We start from the raw sequence: 23754 nt of genomic DNA, 5'->3' as shown, positions 1-23754 counted from the left end.
AATTAAATTTATTAAAAATAAATATAACGAAATGTATGCTCTTAACCATGAAATATTAAAGTTCATTATCAATAATAAGTTATATAGCGAAGCCTCAAACGGAATTGTTACCTCATCAAGATTTTCTTATTCTATTACTGAGAATGAAATAATCATTTTTGCTTTGATGTCTGGGAATTACTTTGATAACAAAATACAAAATATGGAAATTGAGTTGCAAGGACTTTTGGATTTATCAATTGATGAAAAAATCATAAAGCATAACACAACTGAATATCATTTTATGATTAATAAACCACAAAGGTTAGAGGTTACTACACAAAACGTAGAATACAATAATTCAACTGAAATTAATCTTGGATATGGTGTAATGTATAATCCAGCTAAGTCACCTCATATTTTGATTTCTGGTGGTACGGGAAGTGGTAAAAGTATGTTTATAACCTATCTATTAATTGAATTTTTAAAACAAAAGTCTACCCTATTTCTATGTGATCCTAAGAACAGTGATTTAGGATCTTTATCATACTATCTTGGGCAAGAAAAAGTAGCAACAACACCTACAAATATATCAAAGGTTGTACGTCTAGCTATTGAAGAAATGCAAAGAAGATACGATTACATGAACGACAATTTTATTTATGGTTCAAACTATGAAGACCATGGCTATAAACCTATGTAGATTCTATTTGATGAAATTGGATCTTTTCAGGCATATGGCACAGATAAAAAGTCTAAAGAGATAATTAATGAAACAATGGATAGAATTAAGCAAATCATATTGTTAGGTCGCCAAGCTGGGTGTTTTATATTAATTGCTGGCCAACAAATCAATGCTAATAACTTAAGTACAGAATTAAGAGATAACTTTTCTCTAAGAGTCTCACTAGGTTTTAACAGTTCAGAAGGTCTACGTATGATGTTTGGTTCCGCTACCCCAGATGTAAATATTCCAATTGAGGTGAAAGGTGCTGGACTCCTTTACTTACATGGCAGTGGCAAAGAACAAGCACATTATTATGAAAGTCCATATATTGATTCAGAACAATTTAACTTTATTGAGGAATTGAAAAAATATATTCCAGAACAATCAAGAGAGTAATCTACATTTTTAATTCATTCAAAGGTTTACCGAATGGATTAAAAAAGTAGATCATCACGGAGTGATAAGGACAGTCAAAATAAACATATTAAATTATGAAATGAGGATTATATAAATGATTAAATTAAACGATTTTTTAAATGCAGAAGCTTTAGGTAATGACTTTTTAGCTGTAAAAGGATATACGGAAGTATTACATCATGAAACAGGAAAATTAGATGCTTATAAACTCAACATAAGCATTCAAGATGACGAGTCTCCTTTTTTTATGGAGATGATAAATATTAAAGTCAAAAATTTAAACCCTACTCTATCAGTAAATGATTTAAAAAATAATAAAACAATACCCGTTGTATTAAAGGATCTTCAAATTGGACAATTCAATGGTAACTTATGGTTTAGTTGTACTGACGTGTTATCCAAAACAAAATAAATACTTCTTATTATGTACCCCTATGTATACTGCCGGCAACTGCCGGCAAGCTGGAAGCGTGTTAGCGGAGCGTTACATAGGTAAACATGATTTAGAAGTATGGAGGGCTTTGCCCTCCTAGTTTATTTATTATATAGGCAAACGTTTCTAGAAAATTGGAGGATTATTTGTATGACGTATAACAAAAAAATAATCCGTACAAATTCATATATTGAAATTTATGAATATGAATACCCTATTGTATCTGATTTTGAAGTTAGTAATAAAAATAAGAAAGAAAGCGATTTGGAATTTGATGAATTAAACAGTGATGAAAAAGATTTAAAATTAAAAAGATTAGCAAGAACACGACAGCGTGCTAAATGGAATCTGGTTCGTTTAGTTGATGTAAATTTTGACAATAGAACAAGCTTCTTAACACTTACAACAAAAGAGAATGTCACTAACAGATCTATATTTAATAACATGTTCGATAAATTTGTAACACGTTTAAACTATAATGTATTAGGCACAAAAAAGAGACAAATAAAATATATCGCCGTATTAGAAAAACAAAAACGTGGTGCATGGCATGTACACATGATGTTATTTAACATTCCATTTGTACCTCACAGCAAACTATTAAAAATTTGGCGACATGGTGCTGTTAGAATTAATAAAATACATGAAATAGATGACGCTGCTAATGCAGGGATATATGTTGCAAAATATATGGAAAAAGGTATGTCACAAGAGTTACTTGAAAGTATGGGGAAGAAATCTTACTATTCTTCTAGAAATTTAAAAAAAGTTGAAGAATTTAAAGTACTTTCTGATGAAAAACTTTTTGAAAAACAGCAAGTAGTTTATGAGAAAAATTACTATTCAAAAGCATATAAAAACGGAAAGCTAGTTAATAACAAAGTCAAATACAAAAAAATCAAATTATAACATTGATAAAATTAAAGGAGTGATTTTATGGAAGATTTAAAATTACCTTTTTTACTAACGAGAGAGCAAGCATCAAAATTTTTAGGTGTAGATCCAAAATCATTTGATAAATACATTAGAAGTTCTGATAAATTAAAAAGATTTATGGTTGGAAAGCATGAACGATACACAATAAAAGAATTGGAAAACTTCATTCTTGAACAATCAATAAATTAAGAATTGAGGTATTACTGTTATGGCAACAATAACAAAACGAGGTAAATCATACAGAGTACAAATATCTAACTATAAAAATGGTATAAACAATCGTATTTCAAAGACATTTAAAACACTTACAGAAGCAAAACGTTGGGCAATGCAAAATGAAATTGCTAAAGGAAATGGAGTTGATCTAGCTAGTAGGAATGAATCATTTGCTACCTTTTTTGAAAACTGGGTTCATTTAGTTAAAAAGAATGATGTTAGACCTGCTACATTTATGAATTATACGAGAACGATACCTATTGTAAAACAACTATTTAGAGATACAAAGTTAAGTGATTTAAAAGATATTGTTGTCCAAATGAAGATAGATGAATACGGTAAAACTCATTCAAGAAAAACTACTACTGAGGTACTATTAAAAATTAGAACTTCACTACGTTATGCATATGGTCGTGGGTTACTTTCATCTGACTTTGCTGGACTTGTAAAAACTAGAGGTAAAGAATTAGACAAAAGAAATAAAGCACTATCTATAACTGATTTTAAAAGGCTAAGATCTTACTTGCTTAACAATCCGAAAAATGATTTTCATATTTTAGTACTTCTTGCATTAGAAACAGGTGCACGTCGAGGCGAATTACTAGGAATTAAGAAAGAGGATATTTATGAATATGGTATACGTATTAAACGCTCAATAAGTCCTCATAGTGATGATATACTATTAAAAACAAAGCACTCTAAACGCGATGTTAGTATCAATAAAGAAGTCTATGATCTTTTAATAACAGTTCAAGAGAAAAATAATGGCTATATATTTGGAAGAGACGGTTTTAAGCAATCTGAAATATTGGCTAAAATGCTTGATGAACTTAAAATTGAACGTACAACTTTTCATGGATTAAATGATACACATGCATCATTTTTGTTTTCAAACGATAATTTAAGATTAGACTATATCTCAAAACGTTTAGGACATAGTTCAATATTAACAACTCAAAATTATTATTTAGAATTAATGCCCGAAAAAAAACACCAGCAAGACGCTGATGCTTTAGATTTACTAAATTCTTTAAAATAATTATACTACTGGGGAGGTTACCAATGAAATGAACAATACAACATTTGCTTTTGGAATAAATAAAATTATAAATAGATTTGATGCACATACACAAGAATTTGAACAGATACCTATTTCGCGAGAAAACTTTAAACTTCTAACTGACGACAATTTTTCAAGTGAATTTAACTTTTACTTTCAAGATAATATTTTGATTGTACCAACATCTAAACTTGAACCTAATCAATCTTGGCATAAATCACTTTTAGTTAATAAACAAATTATTGAGTTTAACGGTCGTTATATATACTTCTTTAACTATAAAGAAGTAAAAGAAAATATACTGTTTATCACTCCATTAACATTACCACAAACTGAATTAATTAAAAATAGACTTTATTTAATTGATAAACTTTAATTTCACTAAACATTTTTAATGTATAATATTAATATATTAGTTCTAAAAGAATGAATATTTAAAGGGGGAAGAATAATTTGATACCAACTTATTTAACAAAAGATAAAGATGTTTTATCTTTTGAAGAAAGCGAGAAAATTTATAGCACTATTGTTCAAGATATAGACTTAAATAATTCTGAAGAAATGGAATATTGGAATGACCTTATCAATGCATGTTCTAAGTATACAAAAGAAAGAAGTAGCTGGTTATTGTTAAGCAAACAACAAAGAATTGATCGTGATAAAAACAGAAGTGCTATTCATGATGGACTACTTGTAAAGCTAAACATTATTAAGAGACTATTTGAGTCAAAAAATCTCGATGTATCTTGGTTTAATGTCTTCAAAATTAATTCTGATTTAGGAGACGAAAAAGAAAATATTCATCGAAAACGTGTAGGTGATCTTGCAAATTATATAGCGTATATATATGCTATAAATTCGAGATAATTTCTGTATGTATAACTTAGAATATTATTTAATATTAAATAAAAAAAGCACCAGCAATTATGCTGATGCTTTTCTTAATATATAGATGATTAATTGATTATTACACCAATTTCCACCATATAATCGTCCAAAACGATGATATATTTGAAATAATATTAACGTTTTGAGAATTGTGGTGAACGACGAGCACCTTTAAGACCAGGTTTCTTACGTTCTTTCATACGTGGGTCACGAGTAAGTAATCCAGCGCGTTTTAAAGAACCACGGTATTCTGGATCTGCTTCTAACAATGCACGTGCAATTCCGTGACGGATAGCTTGTGCTTGTCCTGTGAAACCTCCACCTTGTACGTTAACTAAAACATCATAGTTTCCTTTAGTTTCAGTTACATCAAATGGTTGGTTTAAATCTAAAATTAATGATTCAAATGGTAAGTAGTCACGTACGTCACGTTTGTTAATTGTTACGTTACCTTCACCAGGTACTAAACGTACACGTGCTACTGAATTTTTACGACGACCTGTGCCTTGATATTCAACTTGTGCCAATGTAGTATCCTCCTCTTAATTAACCACGTAACTCGTAGTTTTCAGGTTGTTGTGCAGCATGTGGATGCTCTGCACCAGCATATACGAATAATTTTTTACCTTGTTTTTCACCAAGTTTATTTTTAGGTAACATACCTTTAATAGATGTTTCTAATAAACGAATTGGGTTTTTCTCTTTTAATTCACCAGCAGAAACTGATTTGATTCCACCTGGGTGATTTGAGTGACGGTAGTAAATTTTATCTTGTTCTTTGTTACCTGATAAGTAGATTTTTTCAGCGTTAATAATAATAACGTTATCCCCTGTATCAACGTGTGGTGTATAAGTTACTTTATGTTTACCGCGTAAGATTGTTGCGATTTCTGATGATAAACGACCTAACGTTTGTCCTTCAGCATCAACAACATACCATTTGCGATCGATGTTTGCTTCATTAGCCATAAATGTTTGACGCATTGTAGTGTCCTCCTAAAATTTAAAAAAGTTCTTGGTTAAGATGTATGAATTAACCTGTACCAAAGAAAAAAACATACATCTTAAATTCCGTTATCTGATTCCTGCTTCTATATCTTAAAACACAATAAGATTCCGGGGCTTATCGTGGTGGTGGATATAAAACAATACCGTTAACTATAATATAATTTATTTAGCTTTTTGTCAATTGGTTTTAAACATTTTCTGATGAATTTTTATTACATATTTCGATATTTCTTCCAAATTCATTAATTAGTTCTTCTTTGTCTAAATATATTTTTTCTAAATACAGTCCATGTGCTGGCGCTGTATGGGGTATTTTTTTTCTATCACGCTCTTCAAGTAAAGTATGAATTTCGTTGCCGCTTCTCTTTTCTTCACCTACAAGTATTAGATAGGCAACCATCACACGGACCATGTTATAAAGAAAACCCGACCCAGTTACGACAAATTCAAACCCATCTTGTGTTTCGTTTACTTCACTTTGATAGATTGTACGAATTTTATTTTGCACTTCCGTTTTTTGAGAACAAAAACTTGTGAAATCATGTGTTCCTAAAAAGTGTTTTGCTGCTTCTTTCATCTCTTGTATATTTACCGGTTTCTTTTGTTGAACTTTTGTATCATGTTCAAATATATGTTTTGCTTCGTCTATATACACTTTGTACCGATATTTCTTACCTACACAATCATATCTACAATGAAAATCATCTTTAATTTGTTCGACACTTTGTACATATATATCTTTAGGTAATGCAGAATTAAAAGCATACATCCATCTATCTGGCGCGATATTTAAATGTGTATCAAAATGAAAATATTGTTCGATTGCATGAACACCTTTATCTGTTCTACTTGAAGGGTGTATTCTAACAAATGTCTGATGCATTCTCTTTAGAATTCTTTCAAATTCATATTGCACGGTACGCTCATGATGTTGAACTTGAAATCCCATAAACTGACCACCGTGATATGAAATTTTAACTAACATCCTCAAAGTTTGCACCTCAATTCCTTAATAAATATAATAATATGGCTATTAGAAGAATAGTTGCTAATGCAAGGCTATCTCGTAATTTCCATTTTAGTTTACGATATGTTGTTCGTTGATTGGAAGCATTATATCCTCTAGATTCCATGGCCACTGCTAAATCATCAGCTCTTTTAAACGCTGAAATAAACATCGGTATCAATAAAGGTATAATAGCTTTTAGTCTACTAAAAATACTTCCTGCTGTTACATCTGATCCTCTTGAAGTTTGAGCTTTAATAATTCTATCTAATTCATCCATTAAAGTTGGAATAAATCTTAGTGATATAGACATCATCATAGCTAATTCATGTACTGGAAACTTTATTTTTTTAAGTGGTCTTAGCATAGATTCTATAGCGTCTGTTAAGCTTATCGGACTTGTAGTTAATGTCATAATTGTTGAAATCATCACTAATAATACAAGTCTTAATACAATAAACGCACCTTGCTTAATACCGTTCTCTTCAATTGTAAATATCTTTAAATCTAAGACAACAGGTCCACCTTTAGTTACAATTAAATGCATAATAAATGTAAAAATAAATAAAATCATAACCGGAGTTAAACCTTTAATAAGAAACCAAAATCTTATTTTAGATAAATACATAATAACGAATACAGACAAGAGCATAAATGCATATGAAGCCCAAGTGTTACAAAAGAAAATTAATACCATAAATAAAAATACGTATATCATTTTCATTCTAGAATCTAAACGATGAATGATTGTATCTCCAGGTATATAACGACCAATTATCATTTTATCAGTCATAACGTTTCACCTGCTTTTCATACATATCTTTAAACATCTCTTCAGAAGTTGCTATCTGATCAAACTTCATATTGTATTTATTTTCAACTGCTCTTTGAAGTTGAATAATTTTAGGCGCTTGCAGGTGAGTTTGATTAAGTAGTTCTTGATTCATAAATATATTAACAGGTTTATCCTCTGCTACTATTTCACCAGCTTTTATAACTTTAACCTCATCTGCATACTTAAGTACAATATCCATTTGATGAGAAATGAGTATTATTGTAATACCTAGAGTTTGATGAATTTCATTAAACAATTCCATCATGTCATGTTGTCCTCTTGGATCTAAGCCAACTGTAGGCTCGTCAAGGACAAGTATCTCAGGTTCCATAGCTAATACACCTGCGATTGCAATCCTTCTCTTTTGGCCTCCTGAGAGCTCAAAAGGAGATCTCTTTAAAATACTTCTTTCCATTCCTAATAAATCTATTAATTCTTCAGCTTTATTAATAGCAGCTTCTTTTTCTATTCCATAGTTAAGAGGACCAAATATAATATCCTTTTCTACTGTATCTTCAAATAATTGGTGTTCAGCAAATTGAAATACGATACCAACCTTCTTACGAACTGGCGCTAACTTCTTAGACTTTGTCTTTTTAGTAATAATCGTATCATCAATTATAAGTTGTCCTTCAGTCGGCTTTAAAATAGCATTTAAATGTTGAATCAATGTTGATTTACCAGAACCGGTTTGGCCCACTATTGCATAAAATTTAGATTTATCGAATGTTGTTGAAATGTTTTTTAAAGCTCTATATTGAAACGGTGTTTTTATACTATAATCATAAGTTACATTATCAAAGATTATTTTCATAGACGATTCACCAACTGTTCAAAAGTCGTGAATTTATAGTTGTTATGCAACAAATAATTCATTCTCATTGAGAAAGGCAAGTCTAATCCAATTTCATTTAAATATGCGCCGTCTTTAAATATTTCTTGTGGCACATCTTGTTTATATACTTGACCTTTATTCATTACGATAATTTCATCTGCATTGATAGCCTCTTCCAAATCATGTGTGATAGATATTACAGTTAACTGATGTTGATCTTGAATAGATTTAATTAAATTCATGATACTTTCTTTTCCTTCAGGATCTAACATAGCTGTAGCCTCATCAAGAATCATAATATCTGGAGACATTGCCAAAATACCAGCAATCGCTACTCGTTGTTTTTGACCACCAGATAAATGACTCGGCTCAAAGGACTTCATATCAGTCATATCGACTTCATTTAATACTGAGTCAACAGTTTGATGCATGATGTCATACTCAACACTTTGATTTTCCATACCGAAAGCAACGTCATATTCTACTGTAGAACCAATAAATTGATTATCTGGATTTTGAAAGACTATACCAATATGTTTTCTGACTTCATCTATTGAGTCTTCAGAAAGTGTTAGTTCACCTACATTAATGTTGCCAATATATTTTTGATTAATACCCATCAATAATTTAGCAATTGTAGATTTCCCTGAACCATTATGCCCCACAATTGACGTCCACTTACCTTTTTCGATATCAAATGTAACATCGCGTAGTGCAGCTGGTTCATTTTCATCATATTTAAATGTAACATTAGCGAACCTAATAATTTTTTCCTGCACCATTTAAATTCATCCTTCAACAAGTTAATTACTTCTTTATTTTACAGCATACATACGAAAATGTAATCATTAATTGCCTCAAAAGTATGATGAGTTATAGCAGATAAATTTATGCATAAAAAAAATCCGTATAAACGGATTTGAAAATAAAAAAGCGCGCACTCCACCATAGACGAGTTCACGCGATAAGTCATTCAAATGTGGTGGAGTACTCTGAGCTAGACAATATCTATGTGTGGTAAACATTATCATTGCACTCATTTGCTTTGTGTGTGTTAAATAAACTGTATTTATAAAGAATGATTGAAGTGACTTACGCCACTTCAATAAAGAATAAATTATACTAATTCAATAATTACTGATTCAGCACCGTCACCGCGACGTGGACCAACTTTCATGATACGAGTATATCCACCTTGACGCTCTTCATAGCGTGGCGCAACATCATTGAATAATTTTTGTAATACTGTAATTGTTTTGTCATCTTCTAAGATTTTAACGTCACGTAAAGTTTCAGCTGCTCTACGACGTGAAGCTAAATCACCTTTTTTACCTAAAGTAATTAAGTTATCAACAACTTTACGTAGTTCTTTTGCACGAGCTTCTGTAGTCTCAATGCGTTCAGAAACGATAAGTTGAGTAGCTAAGTCACGTAACATTGCTTTACGTTGATCAGAAGTACGACCTAATTTTCTGTAACCCATGAATTAACCTCCTTTATTAGTCTTCTTTTCTTAAACCAAGACCAAGATCTTCTAATTTATATTTAACTTCTTCAAGAGACTTACGACCTAAGTTTCTAACTTTCATCATATCTGCCTCAGATTTGTCTGCTAATTCTTGTACAGAGTTAATACCTGCACGTTTTAGACAATTATAAGAACGTACTGATAAATCTAATTCTTCAATAGACATTTCAAGTACTTTTTCTTTTTGATCTTCTTCTTTTTCAATCATGATTTCAGCATTTTGTGCTTCATCAGTTAAATTAACAAAAATGTTTAAGTGTTCAGTCATGATTTTAGCACCTAAAGAAACTGCTTCTTGAGGAGATAAAGATCCATCTGTCCAAACATCAAGTGTTAATTTATCATAATCACTACTTTGCCCTACACGCGTATTTTCAACTGTGTAGTTAACACGATTTACTGGAGAATAAAGTGAATCAATTGGAACGACACCAATTGGCAAATCACTTGTGTTATTTTTTTCAGCTAAAGCATATCCGCGACCTTTATTAGCAATTAAGCGCATCTTTAGGTGTCCACCTTTAGAAACAGTTGCAATTTTTAAATCTGGATTTAAAATTTCAACATCACTATCATGCATGATATCTTTCGCAGTAACTTCACCTTCATCTTTAATATCGATTTCCAGTGTTTTGTCTTCTTCTGAATATATTTTAAGAGCTAATTTCTTGATGTTCATAATGATAGTTGTAACATCCTCAACTACATTTTCAACTGCTGAGAATTCGTGAAGAACACCTTCAATTTCGATATTTTTAACTGCCGCACCTGGTAATGAAGATAATAGGATACGACGTAAGGAGTTGCCTAGTGTTGTACCATAACCACGTTCTAGCGGTTCAACAACGAACTTACCGAATGTAGAATCATCACTAACTTCTATTGTTTCAATTCTAGGTTTTTCGATTTCAATCATTTAAATATATCCTCCTTATAAACGTCGATTAAACTTTATTAATTTCTATCCAGTGACTCTTGAACGTTAGAACTAACAAAAATTATACACGACGACGTTTTGGTGGACGACATCCGTTATGAGGAACTGGTGTTACGTCTCTGATAGCTGTAATTTCTAATCCAGCAGATTGTAACGCACGGATCGCTGATTCACGACCTGGGCCAGGACCTTTAACTGTAACTTCTACAGTTTTCAAACCATGTTCCATAGCAGCTTTTGAAGCTGTTTCTGAAGCCATTTGAGCTGCAAAAGGAGTTGATTTTTTTGAACCTTTGAATCCTAACGCACCTGCTGAAGACCATGATAATGCATTACCAAACTCATCAGTGATCGTTACGATTGTATTGTTGAATGTTGAGCGAATGTGAGCCATTCCACTTTCAATATTCTTTTTCACTTTACGTTTACGAGATACTTGTTTACGTGCCATTTATATGTGCCTCCTTTACTTATTATTTTTTCTTGTTCGCTACTGTTTTAACTGGTCCTTTACGCGTACGCGCATTGTTCTTAGTGTTTTGACCACGAACTGGTAAACCACGACGGTGGCGAATTCCACGATATGAAGCGATTTCCATTAAACGTTTGATGTTTAAGTTTCTTTCACGACGAAGGTCCCCTTCAACTTTGTAACCATCTACAACTTCACGGATACGACCTAATTCGTCATCAGTTAAATCACGAACACGTGTGCTTTCAGATACATTTGCTTCTTTAAGAATTTTTTGTGCTGTTGTTTTTCCGATACCATATACGTAAGTTAACGAAATTACTACGCGTTTCTCACGTGGTACGTCAATACCTGCAATACGAGCCATTTATTTACACCTCTCTTTTATTAGCCTTGTTTTTGTTTGTGTTTTGGATTTTCACAAATCACCATTACTTTACCTTTACGACGAATTACTTTACATTTTTCGCAAATTGGTTTTACTGATGGTCTTACTTTCATCTTTGTATACCTCCTTGTATTTGGAGTGACGATTATTTATAACGATAAGTGATTCTTCCGCGTGTTAGGTCATACGGAGACATTTCAACTGTTACTTTGTCGCCAGGTAGAATTCTAATATAGTTCATACGGATTTTACCACTAACGTGTGCTAAAATTTCATGTCCATTTTCTAATTCTACTTTAAACATAGCGTTTGGTAAAGTATCTAATACAGTACCTTCTAATTCGATTACATCTTGTTTAGCCATGATCATTTCCCCCTTTTTCTATTCATTCTCGTGAAATACGGATGTATTTCATGTTATAAAACCTGGTCCAAAATTAGAGACATACTTTAGGTGATTAAATCACATAGAATAAGCACAGGTTTATAAAATTGGGATGATTTAATACTTAAGATTTGCATTCGACAACACTTCAAATACTTATCGCTTCTCGTAATCACTCCGATTGTATTTCAAAAACCTAAATACTATCTTGATTCTTAAAATTGAACGCATTCACGCGTTCAAGAACCACCTAAAGTTAGGCGAATTCGGGGTGAAAGCGTCATTACTATAATGATTCAAGAATTTGAATAACATCTTCAGTAACATTATCAATTTGTCGAGAACCATCGATGTTTTTAAGGACACCTTGATTTTCATAGAAATCTAAAAGTGGTTTTGTTTGTTTAACGTTAACACTTAAACGATTTGCTACTGTTTCAGGGTTATCATCTTCACGTTGGTATAATTTACCTCCGTCTAGATCACAAACACCTTCAACTTTTGGTGGATTAAATACTAAATGATACGTTGTGCCGCATACTTCACAAATACGTCTGCCAGTTAAACGATTCATAAGTTCTTCTTCAGCAACTTCAATGTTAATAACAGCATCTACTTTGCGGTCTAATTCACTTAAGATTTCATTTAATGCATCAGCTTGTTCTACTGTACGAGGAAAACCATCTAGCAAGAATCCTTTTTTTGCATCTTCTTCAGCTAGTCTTTCTCTAACGATACCTATAGTCACTTCATCTGGAACAAGTTCTCCACCATCCATGTAAGATTTAGCCTCTTTACCAAGGTCAGTCTCATCTTTGATAGCTTTACGGAACATATCACCAGTTGAGATATGAGGAATAGGGTATTTCTTAACAATTTCACTCGCTTGAGTTCCTTTACCTGCACCAGGTAAACCCATTAAAATGATGTTCATTAAAACCCTCCTACTTGCTTATCGTCTTCTAAAGCCTCTATATTCTCGTTGATTGAGTTGAGCTTCTAAAGTCTTCATTGTTTCAATTGCAACACCGATAACGATTAGTAAGCTTGTACCACCAACTTGTATTGCTTGAGGCAAACTCATTAACTTAATAGCTAATATTGGAATAATAGAAATTAAAGCTAAGAATATTGATCCCACAAACGTTAAACGATAGAGCACTCTAGTGATGTATTTTTTAGTTTGTTCTCCAGGTCTAATACCCGGTACATAACTACCTTGTTTTTGTAAGTTTTCTGCCATTTTCTCAGGATTAACCTGAACAAATGCATAAAAGTATGCGAACGCTATAATTAAAATAACATAAACAATCATACCGATATTATGAGATGGATCTGCGTAAGTCGTAACTGTTTGCGCCCAATCTTGATCAGGGAAGAACAATGTTAATGTCTTCGGAAGCATGAAAAATGCCATCGCAAATATTACAGGAATTACACCAGCTGCATTAACTTTCAAAGGTAAATATGTTGCATTTGCAGATAATGAACCACCAGTACCTTGTTGTTGACGCTTAGCATATTGGATAGGAATTTTACGAATAGCTTGAAGTACATAAACTGCACCGACTGTAAGTAAGATCATTCCAACAAATAAGCCAATCGCTTTTAACCAAGCCATAGTTGTATCATCTGCACCAACAAAACTCTGTTGGTAAAATTGAATTAATGAGTTTGGCATAGAAGATAAAATACCAGCGAAGATAATAATAGAAATACCATTACCAACTCCGAATTGAGTTATCTGCTCACCTAACCACATTAAGAAAGCTGTTCCTGCAGTTAAAACTAATGCTATTAACAAATAATTTAACACTGAAGTATTTTGAATCAAATTACCACCCAGCATATTATTAAATGAATACGACATACCTAAGCCTTGAACGAATGCTAAAACAATCGTAAAGTAACGCGTAAATTGATTAATCTTTTTACGACCAACTTCACCTTGTTTAGCCCATTCAGTAAACTTAGGTACAACATCCATTTGTAATAATTGCATTACGATTGAAGCAGTAATATAAGGCATAATACCCATTGCTAAAATAGAGAAGTTCTGCAAGGCACCTCCACCGAATGTATTAAACAAATCGGTAATACCTTGCGAACCTTTATTTTGATTAAAAGCTTCTGGATTAACACCAGGTGCTGGAATATAAGTTCCAACTTTAAATATAACGAGCATTGCTAGTGTGAATAATATCTTGTTACGAATATCTTTAGTCTTCAAAAAACTAACGATCGTTTCAAACATTAGATCACCTCATGCGTTCCGCCCTTACCTTCGATTGCTTCAATTGCTGAAGCTGAGAATTTATGAGCTTTTATTGTTAATTTCTTTTCTAATGAACCGTTTCCTAAAACTTTAACACCTGATTTTTCAGATTTAACAACACCTGACTCTACTAATAAAGCTGGAGTAATTTCAGTTCCATCTTCGAAACGATTTAATTGATCAAGATTAACAATTGCATATTCTTTACGGTTAATGTTAGTGAACCCACGTTTTGGTAAACGACGGAATAATGGTAATTGTCCACCTTCGAAACCTAAACGAACACCGCCACCTGAACGTGCTTTTTGTCCTTTAGTACCACGACCACTTGTTTTACCATTACCTGTAGCCATACCACGACCAACACGGTTACGTTCTTTACGAGCACCTTTAACTGGTTTCAACTCATGTAATTTCATTTTGGCACCTCCTTAATACTTTAGATGAATTTATTTTTCAGAAACTTTTAGTAAGTGACTTACTTTTTCGATTTGCCCACGAATCGCAGGATTATCTTCAACTACTACAGTTGAGTTTGTTTTTTTAAGTCCTAGCGCTTGAACTGTCTTGCGTTGTGTTTCAGGACGACCAATAACGCTACGAGTGAGGGTAATTTCTAATTTAGCCATAGTCTTTGTTCCCTCCTTAATTTAATAATTCTTCTACTGATTTACCGCGTAGACTAGCTACTTGTTCGGCATTTTTAAGTTCTTTAAGTCCTTCAATTGTAGCACGAACCATATTAATAGGTGTGTTAGAACCTAATGATTTACTTAAGATATCAGTGATACCAGCAAGTTCTAATACCGCACGAACTGGTCCACCTGCAATAACACCTGTACCAGGTGCTGCTGGTTTAATTAAAACACGACCTGCACCAAAACGTCCAATAACTTGGTGAGGAGTAGTTCCTTCAACACGTGGAACTGTTACTAAATCTTTCTTAGCATCTTCCACTGCTTTTTTAATTGCTTCAGGTACCTCTTGAGCTTTACCAGTACCGAAACCTACGCGACCATTTTTATCTCCAACAACTACTAAAGCTGTAAAACGGAAACGACGACCACCTTTAACTACTTTAGCTACACGGTTAATCGTAACTACGCGCTCTTCAAATTCTTTAACTTCTTGTTCTTTACGACGCATGAGTGTCCCTCCTTTAAATTAAAATTGAAGTCCGTTTTCACGAGCTGAATCAGCTAATGCTTTGATACGTCCGTGGTATAAATATCCCCCACGATCAAATACTACAGCTTCAACGCCTTTTTCTGACGCACGTTTTGCAACGATTTCGCCTATTTTAGCTGCTGCTTCTACATTACCTGATTGCTCTAGGTTTAATTCTTTATCTAAACTTGATGCTTGAGCGATTGTTACGCCATTTAAGTCATCAATAATTTGAGCATAAATATGTTTGTTTGAACGATATACATTTAAACGTGGTTTTTCGCTTGTTCCAGCTAATTTTGAACGCACGCGAGCATGTCTTTTCAAACGAACTTTATTTTTGTCGATTTTAGCGATCATGTTAGTGCTCCTTTCTTAATGTTAATGATTACTTACCAGTTTTACCTTCTTTACGACGAACATATTCGCCTTCGTAACGAATACCTTTACCTTTATAAGGTTCTGGTGGACGGATTGAACGAATGTAAGAAGCAGTTGCTCCAACTCGTTCTTTTGAAATACCTTCTACTTTAACTTTAGTGTTTTTGTCTACTGATAATGTAATTCCATCTTCAGCAACGATTTCTACAGGATGAGAATAACCAACATTTAAGATGATATTTTTACCTTGCATTTGGGCACGGTAACCAACACCAATAAGTTCTAAGTTTTTCTCGAAACCTTTAGATACACCTTCAATCATGTTAGCGATCAATGCACGAGTTGTACCATGTACAGTTTTGTGCTCTTTAGAGTCAGATGGACGTACAACTTCTAAGCTGTTGTCCTCTTGTTTATATGTCATTTCTTCATTAAAAGTACTAGTTAATTCACCTTTTGATCCTTTAACTGTAACTGTATTATCTTTGATAGTAACAGTAACATCAGCAGGGATCTCAATTATTTTCTTACCAACACGGCTCATTATGTGGGCACCTCCTTATAATTTTATAATTACCAGATATAAGCTAATACTTCTCCACCGATTCCACGTTGTCTAGCATCTTTATCAGTTAAAACACCTTCAGATGTAGAAACAAGTGCAACACCTAAACCGTTAAGAACTTTTGGAAGTTCGTCAGCTTTAGCATAAACACGTAAACCTGGTTTAGAAATACGTTTTAAACCTGTGATAACTCGCTCGTTGTTTTGACCATATTTAAGGAACATACGGATAACACCTTGCTTATCATCTTCGATATATTCTACGCTTTTTACAAATCCTTCTTTTTTAAGGATTTCAGCGATTTCTTTTTTAATGTTTGATGCAGGTAACTCTAATTTTTCGTGACGTACCATGTTTGCGTTACGCACGCGAGTTAACATATCTGCAATTGGATCTGACATTGTCATTTGTGTTTCCTCCTTTCATTCTTTTGAGTTTACCAGCTAGCTTTACGTACGCCAGGAATCTGGCCTTTGTATGCTAGTTCACGGAAACAAATACGGCAAAGTTTGAATTTACGATATACTGAGTGTGGACGTCCACAACGTTCACAACGCGTGTATTCACGAACACCGAATTTTTGTTTACGTTGTTGTTTAGCGATCATTGATTTTTTAGCCACTTAATTAGCCTCCTTTATAATTAGAGATTACTTTTGAAATGGCATACCGAATTGTGATAACAATTCACGAGCTTCCTCGTCAGTGTTAGCAGTTGTAACGATAACGATATCCATTCCTCGTACTTTACTTACTTTATCATAGTCGATTTCAGGGAAAATTAATTGTTCCTTAACACCTAAAGTGTAATTTCCACGACCGTCGAATGCTTTTTTAGAGATACCACGGAAGTCACGTACACGTGGTAATGAAACTGAGATTAATTTATCAAAGAATTCATACATTCTTTCTCCACGTAATGTAACTTTCGCACCGATAGGCATGCCTTCACGAAGACGGAAAGTCGCAATAGATTTTTTAGCTTTAGTTACTAATGGTTTTTGACCTGTGATTGTTTGAAGTTCTTCAACAGCAGAATCTAAAACTTTAGAGTTTTGAACTGCATCACCGATACCCATGTTTACAACTATTTTTTCGATTTTTGGTACTTGCATAACTGAATCATAGTTAAATTTCTTAACTAACTCAGCAGAAATTTCATTATTAAACTTTTCTTTTAAACGTGTCAAAGTGGATCCTCCTTTCACTTAATAATTATTCTTTTGATGATTTAATTTCTTCGCCAGATTTTTTAGCGATACGAACTTTTTTACCATCTACTACTTTAAATCCAACACGAGTTGGTTCATTTGTCTTAGGATCAAGTAATTGAACGTTTGATACGTGGATAGTACCTTCTGTTTCTAAGATACCACCTTCTGGATTTAACTGAGTTGGTTTTTGGTGTTTTTTAATAACGTTAACACCTTCTACCACTACGCGTTCCTTTTTAGGTAATGCTTCTAAAACTTTACCAGTTTTACCTTTATCTTTACCTGAGATAACGATTACGTTGTCACCTTTACGTACGTGCATGTGTAGGCACCTCCTTAGGAATTTTGTTTTTTATCATTATAGATTAAAGTACCTCTGGCGCTAGAGAAACGATCTTCATGAAGTTACCTTCACGTAATTCACGCGCTACAGGACCGAATATACGTGTACCACGTGGACCTTTGTCATCACGGATGATTACACATGCATTTTCGTCAAATTTGATGTAAGAGCCATCTTCACGACGTACACCTGATTTAGTACGTACAACAACAGCTTTAACAACTTCACCTTTTTTAACAACGCCACCTGGTGTAGCATTTTTAACAGTAACGACGATAACATCACCAATGTTAGCTGTCTTACGACCAGATCCGCCTAAAACTTTGATTGTTAATACTTCACGAGCACCAGAGTTGTCTGCTACTTTTAAACGTGTTTCTTGTTGGATCATCTTTGTTTGACCTCCCTTATCTTTATACTTCTATTAAATAATTACTGATTCTTCAACGATTTCAACTAGACGGAAACGCTTAGTTGATGATAAAGGACGTGTTTCTGCAATCTTAACGATATCGCCCATTTTTGCTGAATTGTTTTCATCATGTGTTTTATATTTTTTTGAATATTTTACACGTTTACCATATAATTTATGAGTTTTGTAAGTTTCTACAACTACTGTAATAGTTTTGTCCATTTTATCTGAAACTACTTTACCAACGTAAACTTTGCGGTCATTTCTTTCACTCACAGTAATGAACCTCCTCTACTTGATTATTTATTATCTGCTGCTTTCTCTTCTTCGATTTCTCTTTCACGTACGATTGTTTTAAGACGTGCAATCGTTTTTTTAACTTTTCGAATGTTAGCAGTCTCTTCAAGTTGACCAGTTGCTAACTGAAAGCGTAAGTTGAATAATTGTTCTTTAGCTTCTTTGATTTCTTTTTCAATTTCAGTAGTGGTTAAATTTCTGATATCCTTAGCTTTCATTTGTGTCACCACCCAATTCTTCACGTTTTACAAACTTAGATTTTACTGGAAGTTTGTGTGCAGCAAGACGTAATGCTTCACGTGCTACTTCTTCTTGAACACCAGCGATTTCGAACAAGATACGTCCTGGTTTAACTACTGCTACCCAACCTTCAACTGCACCTTTACCTGAACCCATACGTACTTCTAAAGGTTTTTTAGTATATGGTGTATGTGGGAATATTTTGATCCATACTTTTCCGCCACGTTTCATATAACGTGTCATTGCGATACGAGCTGATTCGATTTGACGAGATGTAATCCAAGCTGCTGTTTGAGCTTGTAAACCATATTCACCAAATGTTACTTCATTTCCGCCTTTTGAACGACCAGTTGTTTTAGGACGATGTTGACGACGGAATTTAACACGTTTTGGTAATAACATTATTATTTTCCTCCTTCACTAGACTTCTTTGTAGGAAGAACTTCTCCACGGTAGATCCATACTTTTACACCTAATTTACCGTAAGTAGTGTCGGCTTCTTCATGTGCGAAATCAATGTCTGCACGTAGTGTATGAAGTGGAACAGTTCCTTCTGAATATTGTTCTGCACGAGCGATATCTGCGCCACCTAAACGACCAGATACTTGTGTTTTGATACCTTTAGCTCCCAATTTCATTGCACGTTGGATAGCTTGTTTTTGAGCACGACGGAAAGATACACGATTTTCTAATTGACGAGCAATGTTATTTGCTACCAATGTTGCATCTAAATCAACTTTTTTGATTTCAATAACGTTGATGTGTACTTTTTTGTTAGTCAATGCGTTTAATTTGTTACGTAATTTTTCGATTTCAGAACCGCCTTTACCAATAACCATACCTGGCTTACCAGTGTGGATTGCGATATTGATACGGTTTGCTGCACGCTCAATTTCAACACTTGAAACTGAAGCTTCTTTTAATGCTTCTGCGATATATTTACGAACTTTTAAGTCTTCATGTAAAAGTGTTGCGAAGTCTTTACCAGCATACCACTTTGCTTCCCAGTCACGAATTACACCGACACGAAGTCCGATTGGATTAATTTTTTGACCCACTATATTCCCTCCTTAATGATTTAGTTAATTATGCTTCTTTAACTTCTTCTTTAGCTTCTTTTTCGCCAACTACGATTGTAATATGACTAGTACGTTTGTTGATCGCACTTGCACGACCTTGTGCACGTGGACGGAAACGTTTTAATGTAGGTCCTTCATTAGCATAAGCTTCTTTTATAACTAATGTGTCAGGATTTAAATCATAATTATGTTCTGCATTTGCTAATGCTGACATTAATAATTTTTCAACTACAGGTGATGTTGCTTTGTTAGTTAATTTTAAGATGGCAATTGCTTCTGCCACTTCTTTACCTCTAATAAGATCTAAAACTAATCTCACTTTACGAGGTGCGATTCTTATTGTTCTAGCAACCGCTTTTGCTTCCATTGTGACTTCCTCCTCTATTTAGAAATTAGCGTTTAGTCTTCTTGTCGTCTGCAGCATGACCTTTATAAGTACGTGTAGGTGCAAACTCTCCTAATTTGTGTCCAACCATATCTTCAGTAATGAATACTGGTACATGTTTACGACCATCATATACTGCTATTGTATGTCCGATGAAGTCAGGAAATACTGTTGAACGACGAGACCATGTTTTAATAACTGATTTTTTTTCACCTTCGTTTTGAGATTCAATTTTTTTCATTAAATGATCATCAACGAAAGGTCCTTTTTTAAGACTACGAGCCATTATGGCGCCTCCCTTCTTATTTATTGCGCGCGGCATCTAAGCCGCACACGTAAATAAGGTATTATTATTTTTTCTTACGACCACGAACGATGAATTTAGATGAACGTTGGCTTTGTTTACGAGTTTTCTTACCAAGTGTTGGTTTGCCCCATGGAGACATTGGTGATTTAAGACCGATTGGTGTACGACCTTCACCACCACCGTGTGGGTGATCGTTAGGGTTCATTACAGAACCACGAACTGTTGGACGTTTGCCCATCCATCTAGAACGACCTGCTTTACCAATTGTGATTAATTCGTGTTGTTCATTACCAACTTGACCGATTGTTGCACGACAAGTAGATAAGATCATACGAACTTCACCTGATTTAAGACGAACTAATACGTATTTGCCTTCTTTACCAAGTACTTGAGCACTTGTACCAGCAGAACGGACTAATTGTCCACCTTTACCTGGTTTTAATTCGATATTGTGAATTGTAGTACCAACTGGGATATCTGTTAATGCTAATGCATTACCAACTTTGATATCTGCTTCTGAACCATTGAAAATTTGTTGTCCTACTTTTAAGCCTTTAGGCGCAAGTATATATCTTTTTTCACCATCTGCGTATACAACTAATGCAATATTAGCTGAACGGTTTGGATCATACTCGATAGTTGATACTTTAGCAGGAATTCCATCTTTATTACGTTTGAAATCAATTACACGGTATTGACGTTTATGACCGCCACCTCTGTGACGAACTGTCAATTTACCTTGGTTGTTACGTCCCGCTTTTCTCGGAAGCGGTTGTAATAGTGACTTTTCAGGAGTCGTTGATGTAATTTCAGCGAAATCTGAAGATGTCATATTACGACGACCATTTGTAATTGGCTTATACTTTTTAAGAGCCATTGTCGTTTTACCTCCTTAGTGGTAATTGTTTTTAGTTAAATAGGTCTATTGAAGAACCTTCTTTTAGAGTTACGATTGCTTTACGACGTTTGTTAGTGAAACCATTGTAACGACCAACACGTTTAGCTTTCGCTTTAACGTTCATGATGTTTACTGTGTCTACTTTCACGTCGAAAATTTCTTCGATTGCGATTTTAACTTGTGTTTTGTTAGCACGTGTATCAACATCAAATGTGTATTTATCTAAAGCCATATCTGATGAAGATTTTTCTGTGATTACGGGGCGCTTAATAACATCTCTTGCTTCCATTATGCGAGCACCTCCTCTACTTTATCCACTGCTGCTTTAGTTATTACGACTTTGCTAGAACCTAAAATATCTAATACGTTTAAGCTTTGAGCGTCAATAACTTTAACACCTGGAATGTTACGAGCTGATAGTTCAACGTTACTTTCAACAGTATCAACGATGAATAAAACTTTTTTAGAAAGCTCTAAATTGCTCATTACATTTTTGAATTCTTTAGTTTTAGGCGCATCAAAGTTGAATGCTTCTAAAACAGTTAATTCGTTATCACTTACTTTTGCTGATAATGCAGAACGTAATGCTAAACGACGCATTTTCTTAGGCATTTTGTAAGAATAACTTCTTGGTGTAGGACCGAATACGATACCACCACCACGCCATTGTGGCGCACGGATTGTACCTTGACGAGCACGACCTGTACCTTTTTGTTTCCAAGGTTTACGTCCACCACCACGAACTGCTGAACGATTCTTAACTGCGTGAGTACCTTGGCGTAATGAAGCACGTTGTAAGTTGACTGCTTCGAATAATACGTGTTGGTTTGGTTCGATACCAAATACACTATCATTTAATTCGATAGATCCTGATTTAGAACCATCTACTTTTAATACATCAATATTAGCCATAATGTTGTTTCCTCCTTTCACCTAAATAATTATTTATTACCTTTTTTAATTGAAGTTGTAAGTTTTACTAAACCTTTTTTAGGGCCTGGAACGTTACCTTTAACTAAAATTACGTTATTTTCTGCATCAACTTTAACTACTTCTAAGTTTTGCATAGTAACTGTGTTTCCACCCATACGGCCTGGTAATTCTTTACCTTTAAATACTTTAGAAGCATCTGAAGCCATACCCATTGAACCAGAACCTCTATGATAACGAGAACCGTGACTCATTGGTCCACGAGAGAAACCGTGACGTTTAATTGAGCCTTGGAAACCTTTACCTTTAGAAACGCCTGTTGCATCAATAATGTCTCCTGCTTGGAAAGTACCTACAGTGACTTCTTGACCTACCTCGTATGCTGAAACATCAATGTTTCTGAATTCACGAGTGAAGCGCTTAGGTGCTGAACCTGCTTTTTTAGCATGTCCTTCAGCAGCTTTAGTTGCATATTTGTTAGATTTACGATCTTTTTTATATGCTTGTTTGTCTTCAAAACCGATTTGAACAGCGTTGTAGCCGTCTACTTCATCAGTTTTTGTTTGTAATACTACGTTTTGACTAGCTTCTACTACAGTAACTGGTATTAATTCACCGTTTTCTGCGAATACTTGAGTCATTCCAATTTTTCTTCCTAAGATTCCTTTGGTCATCGAAAGTCGCACCTCCTGTTATTTTAATGAATTATAATTTGATTTCGATGTCTACACCAGATGGTAAGTTTAAGCCCATAAGAGCATCAACTGTTTTAGGTGTAGGGTTAAGAATGTCGATTAAACGTTTATGCGTACGTTGTTCGAATTGTTCACGTGAGTCTTTATATTTATGAACGGCACGGATTACAGTATAAACTGATTTCTCAGTTGGTAATGGAATCGGACCAGACACTTGAGCTCCAGAACGTTTAGCTGTTTCAACAATTTTTTCTGCTGATTGATCGATCATACGGTGATCATACGCTTTTAAACGGATACGAATTTTTTGTTTTGCCATAATTTTCCCTCCTTGTTCGTCTACTTTATAGTGATAGACTTCTCCACGAAAACTCTCTTACACACCGCCATGGCAAAGCGGCCGGGTGTGTCAGTAACCTCTCGCTTCATCGCTTCTTAAAGTCCAACATTAGATATGATACATGATTTATACCTATTATGCAATAGATATCCATATATTTTTTCTAAATCCATCTAA

The 23754-nt window shown here is 34.0% G+C and carries 43 protein-coding genes; 8 read left to right on the top strand and 35 right to left on the bottom strand.

All coding sequences use genetic code 11. The annotated features are described in order from the left end of the window. From CD129_RS13380 to CD129_RS02420, 8 genes are all read left to right on the top strand, one after another. The coding region (locus tag CD129_RS13380) for an FtsK/SpoIIIE domain-containing protein (RefSeq protein ID WP_256681889.1) at positions 1–682 on the top strand (682 nt) is incomplete at its 5' end. Positions 683–757: 75 nt separating this feature from the next. Next, a complete protein-coding gene (locus CD129_RS13375; protein ID WP_243832025.1) occupies positions 758–1102 on the top strand; it encodes a hypothetical protein in 345 nt (114 codons plus the stop codon). 115 nt (positions 1103–1217) lie between these two features. Beyond that, entirely contained in the window at positions 1218–1535 is a 318-nt protein-coding gene (locus CD129_RS02445; protein ID WP_115337188.1) for a hypothetical protein, read from the top strand. A gap of 171 nt (positions 1536–1706) precedes the next feature. Beyond that, positions 1707–2465: a rolling circle replication-associated protein gene (locus CD129_RS02440; protein WP_119542423.1), complete on the top strand. Its 759-nt coding sequence runs from the start codon at positions 1707–1709 to the stop codon at positions 2463–2465. A gap of 27 nt (positions 2466–2492) precedes the next feature. Further along, on the top strand, positions 2493–2681 hold the full coding sequence (locus CD129_RS02435) for a MerR family transcriptional regulator (protein ID WP_003757092.1): 189 nt from the start codon (positions 2493–2495) through the stop codon (positions 2679–2681). 19 nt (positions 2682–2700) lie between these two features. Then, complete coding sequence (locus CD129_RS02430) at positions 2701–3747, top strand: tyrosine-type recombinase/integrase (protein ID WP_115337186.1); 1047 nt, start codon at positions 2701–2703, stop codon at positions 3745–3747. 28 nt (positions 3748–3775) lie between these two features. After that, complete coding sequence (locus tag CD129_RS02425; protein ID WP_069827548.1) at positions 3776–4144, top strand: hypothetical protein; 369 nt, start codon at positions 3776–3778, stop codon at positions 4142–4144. A gap of 77 nt (positions 4145–4221) precedes the next feature. Then, entirely contained in the window at positions 4222–4635 is a 414-nt protein-coding gene (locus CD129_RS02420) for a hypothetical protein (RefSeq protein ID WP_115337185.1), read from the top strand. A gap of 155 nt (positions 4636–4790) precedes the next feature. Here CD129_RS02420 and rpsI read toward each other — a convergent pair whose 3' ends face one another. The 35 genes from rpsI to rpsJ form a co-directional block, all read right to left on the bottom strand. Next, the gene (rpsI, locus tag CD129_RS02415; RefSeq protein ID WP_078356937.1) at positions 4791–5183 is read right to left on the bottom strand and encodes a 30S ribosomal protein S9; all 393 of its coding nucleotides are present in this window, start codon (positions 5181–5183) and stop codon (positions 4791–4793) included. Positions 5184–5202: 19 nt separating this feature from the next. Beyond that, on the bottom strand, positions 5203–5640 hold the full coding sequence (gene rplM, locus CD129_RS02410; protein WP_078356938.1) for a 50S ribosomal protein L13: 438 nt from the start codon (positions 5638–5640) through the stop codon (positions 5203–5205). 211 nt (positions 5641–5851) lie between these two features. Next, positions 5852–6655 carry a tRNA pseudouridine(38-40) synthase TruA gene (truA, locus tag CD129_RS02405; RefSeq protein ID WP_115337184.1) on the bottom strand — a complete coding sequence of 268 codons (804 nt, stop codon included), beginning with the start codon at positions 6653–6655 and terminating at the stop codon, positions 5852–5854. 10 nt (positions 6656–6665) lie between these two features. Further along, on the bottom strand, positions 6666–7463 hold the full coding sequence (locus CD129_RS02400) for an energy-coupling factor transporter transmembrane component T family protein (RefSeq protein WP_078356940.1): 798 nt from the start codon (positions 7461–7463) through the stop codon (positions 6666–6668). After that, complete coding sequence (locus CD129_RS02395) at positions 7456–8319, bottom strand: energy-coupling factor transporter ATPase (protein WP_078356941.1); 864 nt, start codon at positions 8317–8319, stop codon at positions 7456–7458. Before CD129_RS02395 ends, CD129_RS02400 begins: the two co-directional genes overlap by 8 nt. Continuing rightward, positions 8316–9122: an energy-coupling factor transporter ATPase gene (locus CD129_RS02390; protein WP_107509254.1), complete on the bottom strand. Its 807-nt coding sequence runs from the start codon at positions 9120–9122 to the stop codon at positions 8316–8318. Before CD129_RS02390 ends, CD129_RS02395 begins: the two co-directional genes overlap by 4 nt. A 335-nt stretch (positions 9123–9457) precedes the next feature. Beyond that, positions 9458–9823: a 50S ribosomal protein L17 gene (gene rplQ, locus CD129_RS02385; RefSeq protein ID WP_078356943.1), complete on the bottom strand. Its 366-nt coding sequence runs from the start codon at positions 9821–9823 to the stop codon at positions 9458–9460. A 16-nt stretch (positions 9824–9839) separates the two neighbouring features. Further along, the gene (locus CD129_RS02380) at positions 9840–10784 is read right to left on the bottom strand and encodes a DNA-directed RNA polymerase subunit alpha (protein WP_078356944.1); all 945 of its coding nucleotides are present in this window, start codon (positions 10782–10784) and stop codon (positions 9840–9842) included. Positions 10785–10866: 82 nt separating this feature from the next. Then, positions 10867–11256 (bottom strand): 30S ribosomal protein S11, encoded by a 390-nt coding sequence (gene rpsK / locus CD129_RS02375; RefSeq protein WP_078356945.1) that lies wholly within the window; start codon positions 11254–11256, stop codon positions 10867–10869. A 22-nt stretch (positions 11257–11278) separates the two neighbouring features. Beyond that, positions 11279–11644, bottom strand: a complete 366-nt coding sequence (gene rpsM / locus CD129_RS02370; protein ID WP_078356946.1) for a 30S ribosomal protein S13 — start codon at positions 11642–11644, stop codon at positions 11279–11281. A gap of 20 nt (positions 11645–11664) precedes the next feature. Next, the gene (gene rpmJ / locus CD129_RS02365; protein ID WP_003156543.1) at positions 11665–11778 is read right to left on the bottom strand and encodes a 50S ribosomal protein L36; all 114 of its coding nucleotides are present in this window, start codon (positions 11776–11778) and stop codon (positions 11665–11667) included. 32 nt (positions 11779–11810) lie between these two features. Continuing rightward, positions 11811–12029 carry a translation initiation factor IF-1 gene (gene infA, locus CD129_RS02360; RefSeq protein ID WP_001118443.1) on the bottom strand — a complete coding sequence of 73 codons (219 nt, stop codon included), beginning with the start codon at positions 12027–12029 and terminating at the stop codon, positions 11811–11813. 307 nt (positions 12030–12336) lie between these two features. After that, the gene (locus CD129_RS02355) at positions 12337–12984 is read right to left on the bottom strand and encodes an adenylate kinase (RefSeq protein WP_078356947.1); all 648 of its coding nucleotides are present in this window, start codon (positions 12982–12984) and stop codon (positions 12337–12339) included. Positions 12985–13002: 18 nt separating this feature from the next. Continuing rightward, the gene (secY, locus tag CD129_RS02350; RefSeq protein WP_115337183.1) at positions 13003–14304 is read right to left on the bottom strand and encodes a preprotein translocase subunit SecY; all 1302 of its coding nucleotides are present in this window, start codon (positions 14302–14304) and stop codon (positions 13003–13005) included. Next, positions 14304–14744, bottom strand: a complete 441-nt coding sequence (rplO, locus tag CD129_RS02345; RefSeq protein ID WP_107509253.1) for a 50S ribosomal protein L15 — start codon at positions 14742–14744, stop codon at positions 14304–14306. Before rplO ends, secY begins: the two co-directional genes overlap by 1 nt. A gap of 30 nt (positions 14745–14774) precedes the next feature. After that, positions 14775–14954 carry a 50S ribosomal protein L30 gene (rpmD, locus tag CD129_RS02340; protein ID WP_078356950.1) on the bottom strand — a complete coding sequence of 60 codons (180 nt, stop codon included), beginning with the start codon at positions 14952–14954 and terminating at the stop codon, positions 14775–14777. 16 nt (positions 14955–14970) lie between these two features. After that, positions 14971–15471, bottom strand: coding sequence for a 30S ribosomal protein S5 (gene rpsE, locus CD129_RS02335; protein ID WP_078356951.1), 501 nt, complete (start codon positions 15469–15471; stop codon positions 14971–14973). Between the two features lie 18 nt (positions 15472–15489). Further along, the gene (gene rplR / locus CD129_RS02330; RefSeq protein WP_078356952.1) at positions 15490–15852 is read right to left on the bottom strand and encodes a 50S ribosomal protein L18; all 363 of its coding nucleotides are present in this window, start codon (positions 15850–15852) and stop codon (positions 15490–15492) included. Between the two features lie 28 nt (positions 15853–15880). Further along, entirely contained in the window at positions 15881–16417 is a 537-nt protein-coding gene (gene rplF / locus CD129_RS02325) for a 50S ribosomal protein L6 (RefSeq protein ID WP_078356953.1), read from the bottom strand. Between the two features lie 29 nt (positions 16418–16446). Next, complete coding sequence (gene rpsH / locus CD129_RS02320) at positions 16447–16845, bottom strand: 30S ribosomal protein S8 (RefSeq protein WP_078356954.1); 399 nt, start codon at positions 16843–16845, stop codon at positions 16447–16449. Between the two features lie 29 nt (positions 16846–16874). Further along, on the bottom strand, positions 16875–17060 hold the full coding sequence (locus CD129_RS02315) for a type Z 30S ribosomal protein S14 (protein ID WP_016998812.1): 186 nt from the start codon (positions 17058–17060) through the stop codon (positions 16875–16877). 27 nt (positions 17061–17087) lie between these two features. Next, a complete protein-coding gene (gene rplE / locus CD129_RS02310) occupies positions 17088–17627 on the bottom strand; it encodes a 50S ribosomal protein L5 (RefSeq protein ID WP_078356955.1) in 540 nt (179 codons plus the stop codon). A 25-nt stretch (positions 17628–17652) separates the two neighbouring features. Next, on the bottom strand, positions 17653–17973 hold the full coding sequence (gene rplX / locus CD129_RS02305; RefSeq protein ID WP_078356956.1) for a 50S ribosomal protein L24: 321 nt from the start codon (positions 17971–17973) through the stop codon (positions 17653–17655). Between the two features lie 43 nt (positions 17974–18016). After that, the gene (rplN, locus tag CD129_RS02300; protein ID WP_016911102.1) at positions 18017–18385 is read right to left on the bottom strand and encodes a 50S ribosomal protein L14; all 369 of its coding nucleotides are present in this window, start codon (positions 18383–18385) and stop codon (positions 18017–18019) included. Between the two features lie 33 nt (positions 18386–18418). Next, the gene (rpsQ, locus tag CD129_RS02295; protein ID WP_016911101.1) at positions 18419–18682 is read right to left on the bottom strand and encodes a 30S ribosomal protein S17; all 264 of its coding nucleotides are present in this window, start codon (positions 18680–18682) and stop codon (positions 18419–18421) included. 23 nt (positions 18683–18705) lie between these two features. Continuing rightward, on the bottom strand, positions 18706–18921 hold the full coding sequence (rpmC, locus tag CD129_RS02290; RefSeq protein ID WP_016998808.1) for a 50S ribosomal protein L29: 216 nt from the start codon (positions 18919–18921) through the stop codon (positions 18706–18708). Next, positions 18911–19345 (bottom strand): 50S ribosomal protein L16, encoded by a 435-nt coding sequence (rplP, locus tag CD129_RS02285; protein WP_016911099.1) that lies wholly within the window; start codon positions 19343–19345, stop codon positions 18911–18913. Before rplP ends, rpmC begins: the two co-directional genes overlap by 11 nt. A 2-nt stretch (positions 19346–19347) precedes the next feature. Then, positions 19348–20001, bottom strand: a complete 654-nt coding sequence (gene rpsC, locus CD129_RS02280) for a 30S ribosomal protein S3 (RefSeq protein WP_025906790.1) — start codon at positions 19999–20001, stop codon at positions 19348–19350. A 28-nt stretch (positions 20002–20029) separates the two neighbouring features. Next, positions 20030–20389, bottom strand: coding sequence for a 50S ribosomal protein L22 (gene rplV, locus CD129_RS02275; RefSeq protein ID WP_078356957.1), 360 nt, complete (start codon positions 20387–20389; stop codon positions 20030–20032). 25 nt (positions 20390–20414) lie between these two features. Continuing rightward, positions 20415–20693 carry a 30S ribosomal protein S19 gene (gene rpsS / locus CD129_RS02270; RefSeq protein ID WP_078356958.1) on the bottom strand — a complete coding sequence of 93 codons (279 nt, stop codon included), beginning with the start codon at positions 20691–20693 and terminating at the stop codon, positions 20415–20417. Positions 20694–20757: 64 nt separating this feature from the next. Continuing rightward, on the bottom strand, positions 20758–21591 hold the full coding sequence (gene rplB / locus CD129_RS02265) for a 50S ribosomal protein L2 (protein WP_078356959.1): 834 nt from the start codon (positions 21589–21591) through the stop codon (positions 20758–20760). A gap of 31 nt (positions 21592–21622) precedes the next feature. Further along, entirely contained in the window at positions 21623–21901 is a 279-nt protein-coding gene (rplW, locus tag CD129_RS02260; protein ID WP_025906794.1) for a 50S ribosomal protein L23, read from the bottom strand. After that, the gene (rplD, locus tag CD129_RS02255) at positions 21901–22524 is read right to left on the bottom strand and encodes a 50S ribosomal protein L4 (RefSeq protein ID WP_078356960.1); all 624 of its coding nucleotides are present in this window, start codon (positions 22522–22524) and stop codon (positions 21901–21903) included. Before rplD ends, rplW begins: the two co-directional genes overlap by 1 nt. A 29-nt stretch (positions 22525–22553) precedes the next feature. Next, complete coding sequence (gene rplC, locus CD129_RS02250; protein WP_115337182.1) at positions 22554–23216, bottom strand: 50S ribosomal protein L3; 663 nt, start codon at positions 23214–23216, stop codon at positions 22554–22556. A 31-nt stretch (positions 23217–23247) separates the two neighbouring features. Beyond that, complete coding sequence (gene rpsJ / locus CD129_RS02245; RefSeq protein WP_016998799.1) at positions 23248–23556, bottom strand: 30S ribosomal protein S10; 309 nt, start codon at positions 23554–23556, stop codon at positions 23248–23250. Between the last annotated feature and the right edge of the window lie 198 nt (positions 23557–23754).

The sequence above is a fragment of the Mammaliicoccus fleurettii genome, from assembly GCF_003970575.1.
GTDB classification, from domain to species: domain Bacteria; phylum Bacillota; class Bacilli; order Staphylococcales; family Staphylococcaceae; genus Mammaliicoccus; species Mammaliicoccus fleurettii.
Note: the sequence above shows the minus strand (reverse complement) of the source record. Positions and strands in the feature narration are given on the sequence as shown.